This is a genomic window from Pandoraea sp. NE5 (genome assembly GCF_024363545.1).
Classification (GTDB): domain Bacteria; phylum Pseudomonadota; class Gammaproteobacteria; order Burkholderiales; family Burkholderiaceae; genus Pandoraea; species Pandoraea cepalis.
The window spans coordinates 675,268-690,196 of sequence record NZ_AP025517.1; the positions used below are offsets into that span (position 1 = coordinate 675,268).

A 14,929-nucleotide genomic window follows, 5' to 3' on the forward strand; every position below is an offset into this window, starting at 1 on the left:
AAAAAGCGACGGGTTGATGAGACCCGTCGCCAATCCACGCACATCTAGAGGGGAGTCAGCGCATGAAGCTGACGCGGGCCATCATCCGGCGGGCCGCGTTGCCCACGTTGGCATACTGGGGTCGACCGGCGCAGCGGTGCAGCGTTTCCTTCATGGCGCGATAGGCCGCGTCGAATTGGCGCAACTCGATCAGGCACTCGCCAACGCGATACATCGGGCCGGGCGACGCCTCGTCCAGCAACGCCGCCGCCATGAACAGCGACAGCGCCGCCTTGGGTTCACCGAGCCGTTGCACCGAGAGCGCCAGCGCCACCGCGTAGTCGGCCTGGAGCGGACACGCCGACAACAGCGGCGCGAAGCACTCGATCGCCTGCGCGTAGTCGCCACGCTCGTAAGCACCATAGCCGCAGCGATACGCGGCATCGCACTGCATCGCGTCCCACGCGCCGGGACTCGGCATGCCCATCGCCGCCTGCTGCTTTTGTGCGTCGCGCACCACCGCCAGCGCCACGTCGATCTCCTTGGCGATATGCTGCGACGATGGCCGCTTGCCCTGGGGAATCTCAAACGTGCTCACGGACGGAGTTCTCCCATCGTCGATTCGAATCGCGCCTGCTGGCTAAGCTCCAACGCCTCTTCCTGAGCTTCACGACGCTTCGCCGCGGCATAGCAGAGCTGACCGACGCCATACGTCACGAGCATGCCCCCCAGAACGGCCACACTCCCACCGAAGCCATATCCCAGCCGTTGAATCTCGCTATTGGCAACGGCGCTACCGGCCTGCTTATCGGTCTCAACGCAGACGTAGGCCGCGGTCGCGAGTCCCGCCAATCCCAGTACCAGCGTTACCAGCCCCGACATCCCGCTGGTACACCCCGCCATGCTGAGGCGGCACGAGCTAGTGCTTTGAGAGCGCAAACGGACGTCATCGGGCGACGCCGGAAAATCGATCGTGACGCGTTGCTCATCGACGGCCTCGACGTCCGTCTGCGGTGCTTGCATCGTCGGCGCGATCCCGGAAATTGATCCTAGTGTCACAGTCCACCTCCTCTTGGGTTAGGAGATTGAAGACTGCGCGCTCGCGACGACACCCGCCATCGAAGCCAAACCGCAAACTTTGTGAAACGGGTACTGAAGTGTCCGTCAATGCACAGCCCGCATGCCGCGGGCCTTCGATCCCTCTGCCCTTCGGGCTTTATGCGGCTGGCTTCTTGTATGCCACGCAGTCCACTTCCACCTTGCAGTCGATCACCATGCTCGACACCACGCAGGCGCGCGCGGGCGGATGATCGCCGAAGTACTCCTTGAACACCTTGTTGAACGACGCGAAGTCGCGCGGGTCGTCGAGCCACACGCCAATGCGCATTACATGCTCGGGTCCGTAACCGGCTTCGGTGAGAATCGCCAGCATGTTCCGGATGGCCTGATGCGACTGGGCAACGATGCCCCCGTCGATCACTTCGCCATCTTTCATCGGGGTCTGACCCGAGACGAACAGAAAGCCGTCAGCTTCGGTGGCGCGTGCGAACGGCATGCGTTGCCCGCCTGTGCCCTGCCCGCCTTCCACGCCATATCGTTTGATGCTCATCATTGCTCCTTTCGACTAAACGGTTTCATTTCCACTCATTCAAAGCACCGGCTGCGGCGTGCCGCGACGCACGAAGCGGCCTGCGCGTGCATTCTGCGTAGGCGCGCGATCCTGCCAAGCCAGCACGCCGTTGACCCACACCGCCGCAATACCGTACGCAGGCTGCATGGGATCGGTGAAGGTCGCGGCATCGGCCACGGTGGCCGGATCGAACAGCACCAGGTCGGCCCAATACCCCTCGCGTACCAGCCCCCGGTCCGTCAGACCGAAGCGCTCGGCGGAGAGCCCCGTCATCTTGTGAACGGCCTCGGCCAGTGGGAACAGTTGCTGCTCGCGGCTGTAGCGACCGAGCACACGCGGGAAGGCGCCCCACAGACGCGGATGCGGCAACGGATCGTTCGGCAGCCCGTCGGAGCCGACGACCGTTGCCGGGTGCCGCAGAATGCGCCGCACGTCGTCTTCCTCCATGCAGTGATACACCGCGCCCGCCGGTTGCAGACGCTTCGCGGCCTCCATCAGGTCGACGCCCCACTCGACCGCGATCGTCGCGAGCAGCTTGCCGCCCTGCTCCGGGTACGGTTGCGACCACGTCACCAGAATGTCGAAGTCGTCCGTCACCTGTTTGAGGTCGAGCGTCGACGAACTGGCCGTGTACGGATAGCAGTCGCAGCCGACCGGCTGGAAGCGCTGCGCCTGGTCGAGCGCGTCGAGAATCTCCTTGCTGCGTCCCCAGTTGTCGACGCCCGCGCACTTCAGGTGCGAGACGACGACCGGCACGCGGGCATGACGGCCGATGCGGAAGGCTTCATCAAGCGCTTCGAGAATCTCGGCGAACTCCGTGCGCAGGTGCGTCGCATAGAGACCGCCCGCCGCGGCGAGCGGCTCGGCGAGCGCGAGCACTTCCTCCGTCGGCGCGGCATTCGCGTTCGCGTAGGCCAGCCCCGTCGACAACCCCAATGCGCCATGCTCGAGTGCTTCGCGCAATTGGGCGCGCATGCCTTCGATTTCGGCCTCGGTCGCGGGCCGGTCGAGGCGATCCATATGGTTGCTGCGCAGCGCGGTGTGACCGATGAGCGCCGCCACGTTGATCGCGGGCTGCGCGGCTTCGAGCGCGGTAACGTAGGCGGCGAAGGTCGGATACTGGAATGCGTCGGCGTCGCCCAGCAGGTTCATCGGATCGGGCGGATCGCCCCTGAGCGTGACCGGCGCCGCGCTGATGCCGCAGTTGCCGACGACGACCGTCGTCACGCCCTGCGAGAGCTTCGGCGTCATGTCGGGCGTGCGCACGACGTTCGTGTCGTCGTGCGTATGTACGTCGATGAAGCCCGGGCTCAACACCTGGCCGTCGCCGCGAATCTGTTGCGCGGCGTGCCAGCCGGCGAGCGCACCGGCCGGGGCGATCGTATGGATGCGGCCGTCGCGCAGCGCGACGTCGAAGCGCTCGTCGGTCATGGGCGCGCCGGAGCCGTCCGCCAGACGCACGTTGGTGATGAGGGTGTCGACCGTTCGGTTCGCGAGGCAGTCAGTCATGTCAGTCTCCGAGGGGCTGGCGATCGCCGCCGCCCCGATGCGTATCGAGCACGTACTTGATCCGCCGCAACAGCGCCTGGCTCTGCGGCTTGGCGAGCAACGCCAGTTCCGTGGCCAGCACGTCCATCGCCAGCAGCATCGCGTAACGCGACGACGACGGCTTAAAAATGAAATCCGTTTCCAGTGCACGGATCGGCAGCACCTCGTCGGCCAGCGCCGCGAGCGGCGAGCCGGTCGCCGTGACCGCCACCACCTGCGCGCCGTACTCGCGGGCGATCTCGCAGGCCGAGACCAGCTCCGGCGTGTGGCCGCTCACCGAGAAGGCGAGCACCACGTCGTCGCGCCCGAGCGTGCTGGCAACCATGCGGGCGAGCACGGCGTCCTGATAGGTCGCGACCGGGCGTCCGAGCCGGACAAGCCGGTAACGCGCTTCATCGGCCATCAGCGACGAGCCGCCCCCCATTCCGAACGCGTACACCATGCGCGCCGACAGCAACCGGGCCGCCGCGCGACGCGCGGTGTCCGGCTTGATGAGGCTGCGATGCAACTGCAACGTCGTCTGGATATCGTCGGCAATGCGGTCGATGGTTTCCGTCGAGCCGTCCGGCCCGCTCGCCGCGTTCGCGCCGAAAAAGCGCTGTCCGACGACGGCGGCTTGCGCCAGACGCAGCTTGAGATCGCGCACGTCGCGGCAGCCCATCGCCTTGGCGAAACGCGTCACGCTCGCCTCGCTCACGCCCGCGCGCTCGGCCAGCACGTTGATCGACACCGCTGCCGCGCCGGCGACATCGTCCAGCACCACCTGCGCGACCTTGCGTTCCGCCTGGCTCAGCGCGTCGGTGCGCTCGGCAACGCGCGTCACGATATCGAAGGTTTCGGGCATCTCTCGGGTCCATGTGGCCCCCACGACGCCGTGCCGGGGTGCCTTGCTGATAGGTTTGGCAACTTTTTTGGTACTTTATAACAAAATTGTCAAACACAGGGAATTAAAAGCTATTATAGGAGGCATCCAGCGGCCCTATCCGCATCGTCACGGAGATGATTCCCAATGAATGATACAAACTATCAGCACGGCATGATCGATACCCTCAACAAGGGTCTGGGGGCGATGGAAGTCCCGCTCGCCCCGTCCGCGACGGCCGGATTGGGATGGAATCTGCTGGACGAAGATCTGAGCCTGCCGACGGCGGTGCTCTACGAGGAAAAGATCCGTCACAACCTCGCGTGGATGCAGCGCTTCGTGCATGAGTACGGCGTGAAACTCGCCCCGCACGGCAAGACGACGATGGCGCCCAAGCTGTTCCGCCGACAACTCGAGGGGGGCGCGTGGGGCATCACGCTCGCCACGGCGCAGCAGACCCACGCGGCGTATCACCACGGTGTGCGACGCGTGCTCATGGCGAACCAGCTCGTCGGCAAGCGCAACATGGCGCTGATCGCCGATTTGCTGACGGATCCCGATTTCGAATTCTTCTGTCTGGTGGACTCCGCCGCCGCGGTGGAGCATCTGGGCAAGTTCTTCCGTGCGCGCGGTCAGTCGATCCAGGTGCTCATCGAACTGGGCGTGACGGGCGGCCGTACCGGGGTGCGCGACGCCGCGCAGCAGCAGGCGGTGCTCGACGCTCTGGCGCAGTATCACGACGCGGTCAAGCTCGCGGGTGTGGAAGTCTACGAGGGGGTGCTGAGCACCGAAGCGGACATTCGTGCGTTCCTGCAACGCGCGGTGGGCATCACGCGCGAACTGGTGGCGGCGGGTCGCATCGAGCGCACGCCGGCGGTACTCTCGGGTGCAGGTTCGGCGTGGTACGACGTCGTCGCGGACGAGTTCGCGCACAAGGACGTGGGCGCGCCGCTCGACGTCGTGTTGCGCCCGGGCTGCTATCTCACGCACGACGTCGGCATCTACAAGGCCGCGCAAGCGCAGATCGCCACGCGCAACCCGATCGCGAAGCAGATGCGCTCGCAACTGCAACCGGCGCTGCAACTCTGGGCGTATGTGCAATCGATCCCGGAGCCGGAGCGCGCGATCATCGCGCTCGGCAAGCGCGACGCGGCGTTCGATGCCGGCATGCCGGAACCGGCGCTGCAGTTCCGTCCGGGCGAGAGCAAGACACCGACGGCGACGCCGGCGCACTGGGAAGTCACGGGCATGATGGATCAGCACGCGTATCTGCGCATCGCCCCAGGCGACGACATCCGCGTGGGCGACATGATCGCGTTCGACATCTCGCATCCGTGTCTCACGTTCGACAAATGGCGTCATTTGCCGGTGATCGACAGCGATTACAACGTCGTCGACATCGTGCAGACGTTCTTCTGATCGCGCATCGACAACGTAACGCGTATCGCTCCAGCCGCTGTAGCGCGCTACAACGACAAAGCCGCCCGATGTGAACTGCCCCGCGAGGTTGGACGCGAATCCAACCGTTGGGATGCAGCTCACGATGGGCGGCTTTTTTACGTCAAATACGGTCGCGATGTGAGCAACGGCGCGTCGCGACGAGGCGCTTACGCTCGACTGCGCGACGCGCGTTTGCCGGGTGACGTGGCTAACGCCGACGTCGGTGTCTCGACGTGCGCGGGTCGCGTCGCGTCGCCACTTGACTTCGCGTCCGTATCGGTCGCTTTCGCTCGCGACGCCACCGACTTGAACTGCGCTTCCAGATGGCCGAGCGCGCTTTCCAGCGTTGCGATCTCGGCGGGCGTCATGCCTTCGAGCGCGTCGTCGAAGAAGGCCTGACGGCGTGGCGTCGCCTCGTCGTACACGGCCATGCCGGCGACGGTAAGCGTGACGTTCGTAAGACGGTTGTCGTGCGGATCGGTCGCGCGCGAGATCCAGCCGAGCGCTTCCATCGCCTTCAACTGACGCGTGAGCGACGCCGGATCGAGACGACAATGTTCCGCGAGAAACTTCTGAGAACAGGTACCCCGCTCGGCCAGCGCGAGAATGATTCGCCAGCGCGGCAGCGGGTGTCCGACCTGAGCGTCGAAGGCAAGCATCATCGCCCGATAGGTCTGGCCGAGTTGCTGGATAACGTTGCGTCTTTGCGGTGTGGGCATCGCGTCACTCCCCGACGGGCGGCTGCGGCTTGGCGCCGCGCGTCAGACGAATGAGCGGCACGCGCTTGACGAACCACAGACCGGCGAGCGCTGCCGCGAGCGACATCATTTGCCCGTTGTGGATGGCGGCAACGAGCGACGTGCGAGCCGATTCGATGAAGAGCGCGCCATTCTGCCCCAGGGGTGCGAGCGCGCTCAGGAAATCGCTTTGCGATTGCGCATTGACGAGGATCTGCGGATCGGCAAGTTGCGGCACCCAATGCGTACCGCCGTTGGCGGCGAGGGCATCCGTCACGCGGCCGGTGTAGCTGTGGTTCACGAGCGTACCGACGATGGCCGTGCCGAGCATCCCGCCGATCATGCGCAGCGATTGCATGAGCGCGGTGGCGATGCCCAAGTGCGCGGGCCCGGCAACTTCCTGGGCGAAGACGGTGAGGTTCGGCATGACGAAACCGAGGCCCAGTCCGGCGAACAGCATGTAGGTGGCGATCAGGGCATGCGGCGTGCCGCGATGCGTGGTGATCACGCCGGCGCACGCGAGCGCGAGCAGAAAGAAGCCGCCGTAGAGCATCACGTTCGGATTTGGCAGGCGCGTGATGAGCCGGCCGTTCACGATGCTGCCGACGGTGATGCACACGACCATCGGCGTGATCAGCAGACCCGTTTCCCTCGGCGAGAGGCCGAAGCCGCCCTGGAGCAGCAATGGCGCGTAGAACAGCACCCCGAACATGGTGAAGCCGGCGAAGGCTGACAGCACGAAGAGCGGCGCAAGTTTCTTGTCGCGGAACATTTCGAACGGCACGATCGGATGCGACGTGCGCCGCTCCCACTGGTAAAGCGCATACGACGAGATCGCCAACACGACGAGCAACATGAGCACGCCGCGCGAGAGGCCATCGGCGGGCAGCCATTCGACGAGCATTTGCAGGCTACCGAGCGTGGCGGTGATCAGGACGGCGCCGAGCCAGTCGAGGCTCGCCTTGCCGTGCCCGCCGGCGCGCATATGCGGCAGGTGACGGCCGACAAACCACAGACCGAGCAGACCCACGGGGAGGTTGACGTAGAAAACCGATCGCCAGCCATAGGCTTCGGTGAGGAAACCGCCGAGCGAGGGCCCGATGGCATTGGCGATCCCGAAGGCGGAGCTGAGCATGACCTGCCAGCGCAGACGCACGTGGGGATCGGGGAACAGCTCGGGGATGCAGGCGAATGCGGTGCCGACGAGCATGCCGCCGCCGATACCTTGCAGAGCGCGCGCAATGACGAGGAACAACATGCTGTTCGAGGCGCCGCACAGGACCGATGCGGCGGTGAAGATGATGATGGCCGCAACGACGAAGGGCTTGCGTCCGTAGAAGTCGCCGAGACGTCCGAAGATCGGCACGGTGATGACGGAGGTGAGGAGATACGAGGTTGCGACCCAGGCGTAGTACTCGAAACCCTTGAGTTCAGAGACGATGGTCGGCAGCGCGGTACCGACCACTGTCTGGTCAAGCGCCACCATCATCGTACAGAAACACAGGCCGAGCATCGCCACGATCGATTGCCGGAACGGCAATACCTGCCCCGCCGAATGCGGGGTATTGGGACTGGGAGCCATTTTTTGACGGATCAATGTTTGATCAGTCAAGGATTTTAACACATCGACGGGCCGATGGGTCCGCTTAAGGCAACCGGTGACAATCGCGCCCGGCGCAATAGGGTGCCAGGAGCGACCATTCGCCAGCGGCGGTAACCGACCACAGTCCGTCGATCACGAAGGATCGCGACGCATGGCCGGACACGCAATGCCACAGGCAATTATCGAGCGTTGATCATGGTGAGAATCGCGCTCGAAAGATCGCTCCCCGCTTCGCCCACTCGGTCAACGGCATCGAAATGATGGCCGTCACGCTGGCGCACGATCCGTACGTCCAGACCGTGGTCGTTCAGTATCGTTTGGTACTGTGCCTGAAGTCGATGAAATTCATCCGACTCGTCTCCGCCCACACTGAGAATGTACGCCAGCGGTACTTTAGGGAGATGATGGATCGGGCTAAAGGCGACCACGTCATCTTCATCGAGCTGAACCGCCTTGTTCAGATAGCACAGGCGTATCGGCTCAAGGTCGTAAAGACCGCTGATCGCACATGCCCCCTTGATCAAATTGGGAGGGGCATCGAACGACGCCCAGTCAGTGCCTGCCAATGCAGCCGTCAAATGACCACCCGCCGAGCTGCCGCAAACATAAATTGCGTCGCGATCGATGCCGAGGCTCGCGGCATTTCGGTACAGGTGCAGCACTGCCTGGCGATTGTCGTCGACGATTTCCGCCATCCGTACCTCTGGCGCCAAGCGATAGTTCACGACCACAAAGTTGATGTCGTTGGCCTGATATAGACCGGCCAGCGCGCTGAAATCGGATTTATCCAGCGATTGCCAGTAGCCGCCATGAATGAACACCAGCGTTGGCCGGCCTTGCCCCGGCGCGGGAAACAGGTCGTAGGTCTGCTTCGCCTCGCTGCCGTAGGCGACATCCTCCCTGAACGTCTTGGCGCGACGGAAGGCTTCGCCAGTGCGGGCCCAACGAGAAAAAATTTCGAGATGATCGGGAATGCCCGCGCGAACGTTGTACTGACGATCCAACGCCTCTTGATCAAATGAACGGTAAACCGGCATGCTAGCCTCACTTATCGGAATGGAAGTCGATCTCGCGCCGCATCGTTACGGCGCAAATTCCGAATCTAAGAGACACACGACGCCGCGGCGCGCGGACAAGTGTCAAGCTATGACGAGGTTACGCCATGTTCGGAAAAAGTGAGGATCGAGACGATTACCAGCGGATCGCGCGGCCGGTGGGTGGCATGGCTCGCGACCTGCCGGATCGCTTCTTCATCGATTATCACGAACACATCCGTGGACAGCTGATCTATGCAAGCACGGGTGCCATTGTCGTCACCACCGCGAAAGGCAACTGGGTCGTGCCGTCGCTTCGCGCTGTCTGGGTACCGCCGAGCGTCAGGCATTGCATGCAGGCGGTCGGCGCCATCGAAATGCGCACGCTTTATTTCGATGCCGACCGCGCCCCGCTTCGCTCAAGCGATTGCTGCGTGGTGTCGGTGTCGCCGCTGCTGCGCGAACTCATCGACGCCGTCACCCGGATGCCTGTCGACTATGCGCCCAATAGCCGGGATGCGGCCGTCGTAGATCTGCTGTTTCATGAGATTCGACCGCTGAGCACCGAGCCGCTGCACCTTCCCATGCCGTCGGACGAGCGCATCGCCCGCATTTGTCGGTGGATTCTTTCGAATCCCTCGGAAGAGACATCCGTCGCGGCGTGGAGCAGAGTCGTGGGCGCCAGCGAGCGCACCATCATCCGGCTGTTTCCGGAACAGACCGGCATGACCTTTACGCGCTGGCGGCAACAAGCCCGATTGCTCGTGGCCGTGCAGATGCTGAGCGCGCAACATTCCGTGACGGACATTGCCTCGTCGCTCGGCTATGACAGTACAAGCGCTTTCAGCGCGATGTTCCGCAAGGCGCTCGGTTGCACGCCGACGGAATTTTTCAAGCCCTGAGTCGCCTGATGTCGATTGGCGCAATCGCGATATACGTCTGCGTCGCCGCTACATTCCCCACCTGCCGGATCATCCAGAATTGACAGGCAGCCGCAGCCGCGGCGCCATTCTGGAGATCTCATGAACATCTACGACCGCATCACCGCAGCGGGGCTGGCATTGCCGAGCCTTACGGTGGCACCGGCCCCTTTCAAGCCCTTCAAATTGCATGGCAACACGCTCATCGTCTCTGGGCAATTGCCGGTGCGAAATGGCGTGCCCGTTTGGGTGGGCAAAGTGCCATCCAACGTTTCGACCGATGACGCACGAAGTGCGGCGAGGCTTTGCGTGATGAATCTTCTTGGTTGGGCCCACGTTGCCACCGACGGACGCCTCGATCGCGTCGAGAGCGTGTTGCGGGTAGGCGGATTCGTCGCGACATCCGAAGGATTTGCCGACGCGCCGTTTATCGTGAACGCGGCATCAGAACTACTGACGCAGCTCTTCGGCGAGGCGGGAGCGCATGCCCGTATCGCCATCGGCGTGGCAAGTCTGCCGTTCAATGCGCCCGTCGAGGTGGAAGCCACGTTCGCCCTCGCCTCATGAGCGCCGGCTCGGGGTATGCCGATGTTCTTGTCGGCCTCCAATACGGCGATGAGGGAAAAGCCAAGATCGTCGACATGCTTGCGGCCGATTACGACATCGTCGCCCGCTTCAATGGTGGTGCGAACGCAGGCCACACGGTGCAGACTCCACGCGCAAGCGCTCGACTCGCCCAGGTGCCTTCAGGCGTATTTCATTCGGGAAAGCTGCTCTACATCGGCTCCGGATGCGTCGTCAATCTAACGAAACTTTCCGACGAAATCACCACGCTCCGAAACGCCGGCTGTCAGTTGGCAACGCGGCTGTACTTGAGTGAACACTGCACGGTCATTCAGCCCGTGCATCTCGATCTCGATGCCGGACACGGGGCTGGCATTGGCACGACCGGCAACGGCATTGGTCCATGCTATGCAGACTTGTCGCTCCGTTGGCAGCGCGGCATACGCACCGTGGTACAGATTCGCGATCTGGTCGCCGACGAAGCGGGCGCGTTCGAGCAGATGGCGCGTTACGCGGCTTTACACGACAACTCGTCGGAAGCCTTAGCCGCGACAGCCGTCGCAATCACAGGCATGCGCGCGGCATGGCAAGACCTACAGAGCACAATCGTCGTCGCGGACTCGCGATGGCTTACGCGCAGGGTCAAGGGTGGGGCCCGCGTTCTGTTCGAAGGTGCCCAGTCCGTAATGCTCGACGTCACCGGCGGACAACAGCCTTATGTCACCGCCAGTCATACGGCGCCGGCATTTGCCTTCGTCGGTGGCGATCTTCCCAGTCAATATCACCGCAAGACGATCGGTGTCGCGAAGGCCATTGCTTCGCGCGTCGGCGCGGGGCCGTTTCGCTCCGAATTCGGAGGAGACCAGTCAGCCCGCTATTGCGCAGACGCCGAGCTGCGCGGTATTGGTTGGCGTGAGGAACAAGACCGTTTCGACGCTCACGAAATGCTGGCGTCGGAGGACGAGTTTGCGGTCGGCGTCGCCCTTCGCCTGTTGACGGGAGAATACGGCACCGGCAGCGGACGGCCGCGCCGTCTCGGGCGGCTCGACCTTGCCGAGCTGGCTGCGGTCGTCGAGCGCCATGGCGTGGACGAACTGTATCTGAACAAGTGCGATTGCCTGTCACTGTTCTCAAAGACACGCGACGGTCGGATTCCCGTCCTGGTCGACGAGGCACGGAAGGGTCGGTCGCTTCCGACAATCCGCCACTTCCCCGCCTTCGACGCCCTCCCGGATACCCCGCTTGCCTTCTCTTTGCTTCCCTTGTCATTGCAAAAATTTGTCCTGGCGGTCCAGGAGGCAACGGCGTGTCGCGTCGCGGGCATCGGGGTAGGGCCCGGGCGAGAACAACAACTCATCATTTCAACAGGAGACATGGATCATGACGCCTGAGTATCTTGATAACACAATGCGTCGAACGGATCTGACGTGGACCGATTGGCCTGCCATCGAAGCGTTTTTGCGCGACGAGCTGATCTGTCGTGTGGCCGTGAACGACAAGCCGTTTCCCTACGTGGTGCCACAAAGCTTTACGTTTACAGGCGACGCCTTCCTGATTCACTGCTCGCGATTCGGAAAATTTTCCAAACTGATCCAGGAAGATCCGCACATTGTTATCGTGATCGATCGCCCCGTCGCATTGCTCAAAGCGCCCAAAGGGCAGAACACCAGTCTTGAGTACTACAGCGTCATCGCGCGATGCAAAGCTTTCACCCGCATGGAAACACAGGACGTGATTGCACATCAGAACCAGGCATTGGGCAAGTTTCGCCCGGAAAACGACTACACCGCCATCGAACCGGGGGCCGCGAATCAGATCGTGGCCATTCGATGTCAGATCGAGAACCTCAGCGCGAAGAAGCGCATTCTCGCAGACGGCCAGTATTCGCCGCCGGGCCAGCCTCAAGCACCTTATCTTCGCTATCCATTCGAGCGAGGGGCGTGCGTGTCGGGCCTCCCGGAAGGAGCGTTCGATCCTCATCGCTTCAGTCGCACGAAATAATCGCGTTGGGCAGTATGGGGACGCGCGCCGTCGCTTGCGTTGCAAGCGTGCCACGTGATCCCGCAGCATCATCTTGGCGTAACTCCGATTGCATGCGACATTTTCCCGCGCGCCTCACTAGTTTTGGCGGCCCACATTGATGGATGTCAGTACCGATCTCCGGTACTGACACATTCCACGAGATCGGTCAAAACGGAGGAGGTTGAATGAAAATGCAATCGATTGAAGTCGGTCGTGTAACGGCGGCCCAACGCCTGGAGCGGCTGCCCATCTGCGGGTATCACCGTTGGTTGTTTCTCGTCATAGCGCTGGCATTCTTCTTCGACAATATCGATCTGGCCACCATGACGTTCGTGCTCGGATCGATCAAGGCCGACTTCGCACTTACCAATGTGCAGGCCGGGATGATCGGAAGTGCGAGCTTCGTCGGCATGGCGATCGGCGCAATCTGCTCGGGCATTGCTGCCGACCGCTTCGGACGAAAGCCGGTGTTTCAGATCAGTATGGTGGTCTGGGGATTGGGCAGCGTGCTCTGTGCCGTCGCATCGGGACCGGTCGAGTTGAGTGCGTACCGGTTACTGCTCGGGATCGGCATGGGAATGGAGTTACCGCTCGCGCAAACCTTGCTGTCGGAGTTCATTCCCACCGACAAGCGAGGTAAGTATCTGGCGTTGATGGACGGTAATTGGCCTATCGCTTTCATCAGCGCCGGACTGCTTTCCTACTACGTGCTGGCGCACCACGGTTGGCGCGTCTTGTTCGCCCTGGAGGCCGTGCCCGCGCTGTTCCTGTTTGTCATTCGCCGCTATGTACCGGAGTCACCTCGTTGGCTCGAATCGCAGGGACGGTATGCCGAAGCTGATGCGGTTGTGGCGCGCGTGGAGCAGTCGGTCATGCGCCGACTTCACCTGAATGTCCTGCCCCACGTTCCACCGATCGCCTCGGAGAGTCTGCTCGAAGAACGCGGCATGCGAGTCATCTGGTCGGCGAACTACCGCGTTCGCGCGCTGGTCGTCGGTACGCTCTGGTTCTTCGCGCTTCTCGGATTCTACGGTTTGAATACATGGCTTGGCGCGCTGCAGCAGGCGAGCGGGGTCGCCGTCACGCAGTCCGTTCTGTTCACGGTCTGTATCTCGCTCGGCGGCATTCCCGGCTTCCTCGTCGCGGCGTGGTCGGTAGAACGTCTAGGGCGAAAGTTGACGTGCGTCGGCACCCTCGTTGGCGGCGCGCTCGCCACCTATGTTTTCGGCCAGGTGTTGCAGGCCGGGGCCGACCAGTGGTCGAGTTATGTGGCAGGGGCGAGCATGCAATTCTTCGCATTTGGTATGTGGGCGGTCCTCTATGCCTATACACCGGAATTGTTTCCTTCGCGGGCGCGCGCCACGGGGTGTGGATACGCCTCGTTCTGCGGTCGAATTGGCGCGTTGTTGGGCCCGACCCTCGTGGGAGCGATCGTCACGTGGTCAACGAGCGACGCCGTATTTCTGTTCGGGGCGGTTTGTTTCGGCATTGCCGCCGCATGTGTTTGGTTCTTCGGCGTTGAAACGAAGGGCATTCAACTGGAGACGGTCTCGACCTGATCTGCTCGCTCGCGCGTGGTTGCGGAGCGTAACGCTTCGCCCCATCTCCGCACGACCCAATAGCAGCGTCGGGGCCTCGACGCACGGCACAAGGCGCGCGCAGCGGGTCGCCCACCCTGCGCGGCATCGCCCGGCGACTTGCTTTGGATGTTGAACTGCGCGGCTTAGGGATGAATGGTTTCACCGCGATTCAGCATGCCGATGAACGCCTCGATCCTGCGCCCCCGCGTCGCGGGCGTTTTGGCGTTCTGTATCCGAAACAGGATCGCGTAGCGGTTTCGGCCGCTCAGCGTTGCAAAGAACTCGCTGGCCTTGGGATTGGCATCCAGTGCGACCTGCAGGTCGTCCGGCACGACCGAGTTACTGGGCGATGTATAGGCAGCCTCCCAGCGGCCGTCCGCTTTGGCTTTCTCGATTTCCCGCATGCCAGAAGGCAGCATTCTGCCTGCGGCGATCAGCGTTTCGGCCCGCTCTTTGTTGAGTCGGGACCAGATACTTTTTGCGGAGCGTCGCGTGAAGCGTTGCAACCAGTATTCATCACTTTCCGTCTGCTTTTGACCGTCGATCCAGCCATGACAAAGGGCACTTTCCAGCGCCTGCTCATACGTCAATGTCTGCAGCCCGGTGCCCCTCTTGGCAAGGCGTAGCCATATCCCGGTCGACGTACCGCCGTTCTGAGCCAACCAGTTTTCCCATTCGTGCTGGTCAAGGAATGTGAAACGAGGTTCAGTCATGGAGAGATCCGGATGATTGCTTTCACGCAGCGATGGTCCTTGATTCGCCGAAGCCTCACAGACTACCGATTCTTTCGGATTTTGGAATACCCGATTTAGCGACAATCCAGCGTGGACTTGCCTGAGGAAAGATCGAGGTCTTCCTGACTTAACATCCCGTTGATCGGGTGTCCCGCCAACATCCGCCGTTGCCATCGGGCAGGTATCGGCCAGCTTCAGCCGTTCGCCTGAATTAAAGGCCGGACACTCGGATGCCCGGTTGACTTCGAAACCCGTCAACGTCCGATCCGGCTCTTG

15 protein-coding genes are annotated in these 14,929 nt (G+C 62.6%); 6 read left to right on the top strand and 9 right to left on the bottom strand.

Annotation, left to right across the window (positions count from 1 at the left end; translation table 11 throughout):
- Positions 1 to 55: 55 nt before the first annotated feature.
- The 5 genes from PanNE5_RS03130 to PanNE5_RS03150 form a co-directional block, all read right to left on the bottom strand.
- The gene (locus tag PanNE5_RS03130) at positions 56 to 577 is read right to left on the bottom strand and encodes a hypothetical protein (protein WP_017235554.1); all 522 of its coding nucleotides are present in this window, start codon (positions 575 to 577) and stop codon (positions 56 to 58) included.
- Positions 574 to 1,038 (bottom strand): hypothetical protein, encoded by a 465-nt coding sequence (locus PanNE5_RS03135; RefSeq protein ID WP_157211553.1) that lies wholly within the window; start codon positions 1,036 to 1,038, stop codon positions 574 to 576. Before PanNE5_RS03135 ends, PanNE5_RS03130 begins: the two co-directional genes overlap by 4 nt.
- 157 nt (positions 1,039 to 1,195) lie before the next feature.
- Positions 1,196 to 1,588 (bottom strand): RidA family protein, encoded by a 393-nt coding sequence (locus PanNE5_RS03140; RefSeq protein WP_198288736.1) that lies wholly within the window; start codon positions 1,586 to 1,588, stop codon positions 1,196 to 1,198.
- A 39-nt stretch (positions 1,589 to 1,627) separates the two neighbouring features.
- The gene (locus PanNE5_RS03145; RefSeq protein ID WP_261939209.1) at positions 1,628 to 3,118 is read right to left on the bottom strand and encodes an N-acyl-D-amino-acid deacylase family protein; all 1,491 of its coding nucleotides are present in this window, start codon (positions 3,116 to 3,118) and stop codon (positions 1,628 to 1,630) included.
- A 1-nt stretch (position 3,119) separates the two neighbouring features.
- Positions 3,120 to 4,001 (bottom strand): MurR/RpiR family transcriptional regulator, encoded by an 882-nt coding sequence (locus PanNE5_RS03150; protein WP_017235550.1) that lies wholly within the window; start codon positions 3,999 to 4,001, stop codon positions 3,120 to 3,122.
- A 165-nt stretch (positions 4,002 to 4,166) separates the two neighbouring features.
- On the opposite strand from PanNE5_RS03150, the gene PanNE5_RS03155 reads away from it, so the two are divergent.
- Positions 4,167 to 5,438 (top strand): amino acid deaminase, encoded by a 1,272-nt coding sequence (locus PanNE5_RS03155; protein ID WP_150562423.1) that lies wholly within the window; start codon positions 4,167 to 4,169, stop codon positions 5,436 to 5,438.
- A gap of 188 nt (positions 5,439 to 5,626) precedes the next feature.
- Here PanNE5_RS03155 and PanNE5_RS03160 read toward each other — a convergent pair whose 3' ends face one another.
- The 3 genes from PanNE5_RS03160 to PanNE5_RS03170 all read right to left on the bottom strand — a co-directional run bounded on the left by PanNE5_RS03160 (position 5,627) and on the right by PanNE5_RS03170 (position 8,836).
- Positions 5,627 to 6,178 carry a MarR family winged helix-turn-helix transcriptional regulator gene (locus tag PanNE5_RS03160; RefSeq protein ID WP_017235548.1) on the bottom strand — a complete coding sequence of 184 codons (552 nt, stop codon included), beginning with the start codon at positions 6,176 to 6,178 and terminating at the stop codon, positions 5,627 to 5,629.
- Between the two features lie 4 nt (positions 6,179 to 6,182).
- Complete coding sequence (locus PanNE5_RS03165) at positions 6,183 to 7,778, bottom strand: MDR family MFS transporter (protein WP_026132286.1); 1,596 nt, start codon at positions 7,776 to 7,778, stop codon at positions 6,183 to 6,185.
- Between the two features lie 200 nt (positions 7,779 to 7,978).
- Positions 7,979 to 8,836, bottom strand: coding sequence for an alpha/beta hydrolase (locus tag PanNE5_RS03170; RefSeq protein WP_261939210.1), 858 nt, complete (start codon positions 8,834 to 8,836; stop codon positions 7,979 to 7,981).
- Between the two features lie 125 nt (positions 8,837 to 8,961).
- Between PanNE5_RS03170 and PanNE5_RS03175 the strand changes: the two genes are divergently transcribed.
- The 5 genes from PanNE5_RS03175 (at position 8,962) to PanNE5_RS03195 (ending at position 13,898) form a co-directional block, all read left to right on the top strand.
- A complete protein-coding gene (locus tag PanNE5_RS03175) occupies positions 8,962 to 9,735 on the top strand; it encodes an AraC family transcriptional regulator (protein ID WP_017235545.1) in 774 nt (257 codons plus the stop codon).
- A gap of 120 nt (positions 9,736 to 9,855) precedes the next feature.
- Positions 9,856 to 10,320 (top strand): RidA family protein, encoded by a 465-nt coding sequence (locus tag PanNE5_RS03180; protein ID WP_017235544.1) that lies wholly within the window; start codon positions 9,856 to 9,858, stop codon positions 10,318 to 10,320.
- On the top strand, positions 10,317 to 11,708 hold the full coding sequence (locus tag PanNE5_RS03185; RefSeq protein ID WP_261939211.1) for an adenylosuccinate synthetase: 1,392 nt from the start codon (positions 10,317 to 10,319) through the stop codon (positions 11,706 to 11,708). Before PanNE5_RS03180 ends, PanNE5_RS03185 begins: the two co-directional genes overlap by 4 nt.
- On the top strand, positions 11,698 to 12,318 hold the full coding sequence (locus PanNE5_RS03190; RefSeq protein ID WP_017235542.1) for a pyridoxamine 5'-phosphate oxidase family protein: 621 nt from the start codon (positions 11,698 to 11,700) through the stop codon (positions 12,316 to 12,318). The genes PanNE5_RS03185 and PanNE5_RS03190 overlap by 11 nt, the downstream gene beginning before the upstream one ends.
- A 206-nt stretch (positions 12,319 to 12,524) precedes the next feature.
- On the top strand, positions 12,525 to 13,898 hold the full coding sequence (locus PanNE5_RS03195; RefSeq protein ID WP_261939212.1) for an MFS transporter: 1,374 nt from the start codon (positions 12,525 to 12,527) through the stop codon (positions 13,896 to 13,898).
- 164 nt (positions 13,899 to 14,062) lie between these two features.
- Here PanNE5_RS03195 and PanNE5_RS03200 read toward each other — a convergent pair whose 3' ends face one another.
- Positions 14,063 to 14,632: a YdeI/OmpD-associated family protein gene (locus tag PanNE5_RS03200; RefSeq protein WP_261939213.1), complete on the bottom strand. Its 570-nt coding sequence runs from the start codon at positions 14,630 to 14,632 to the stop codon at positions 14,063 to 14,065.
- Positions 14,633 to 14,929: the final 297 nt, after the last annotated feature.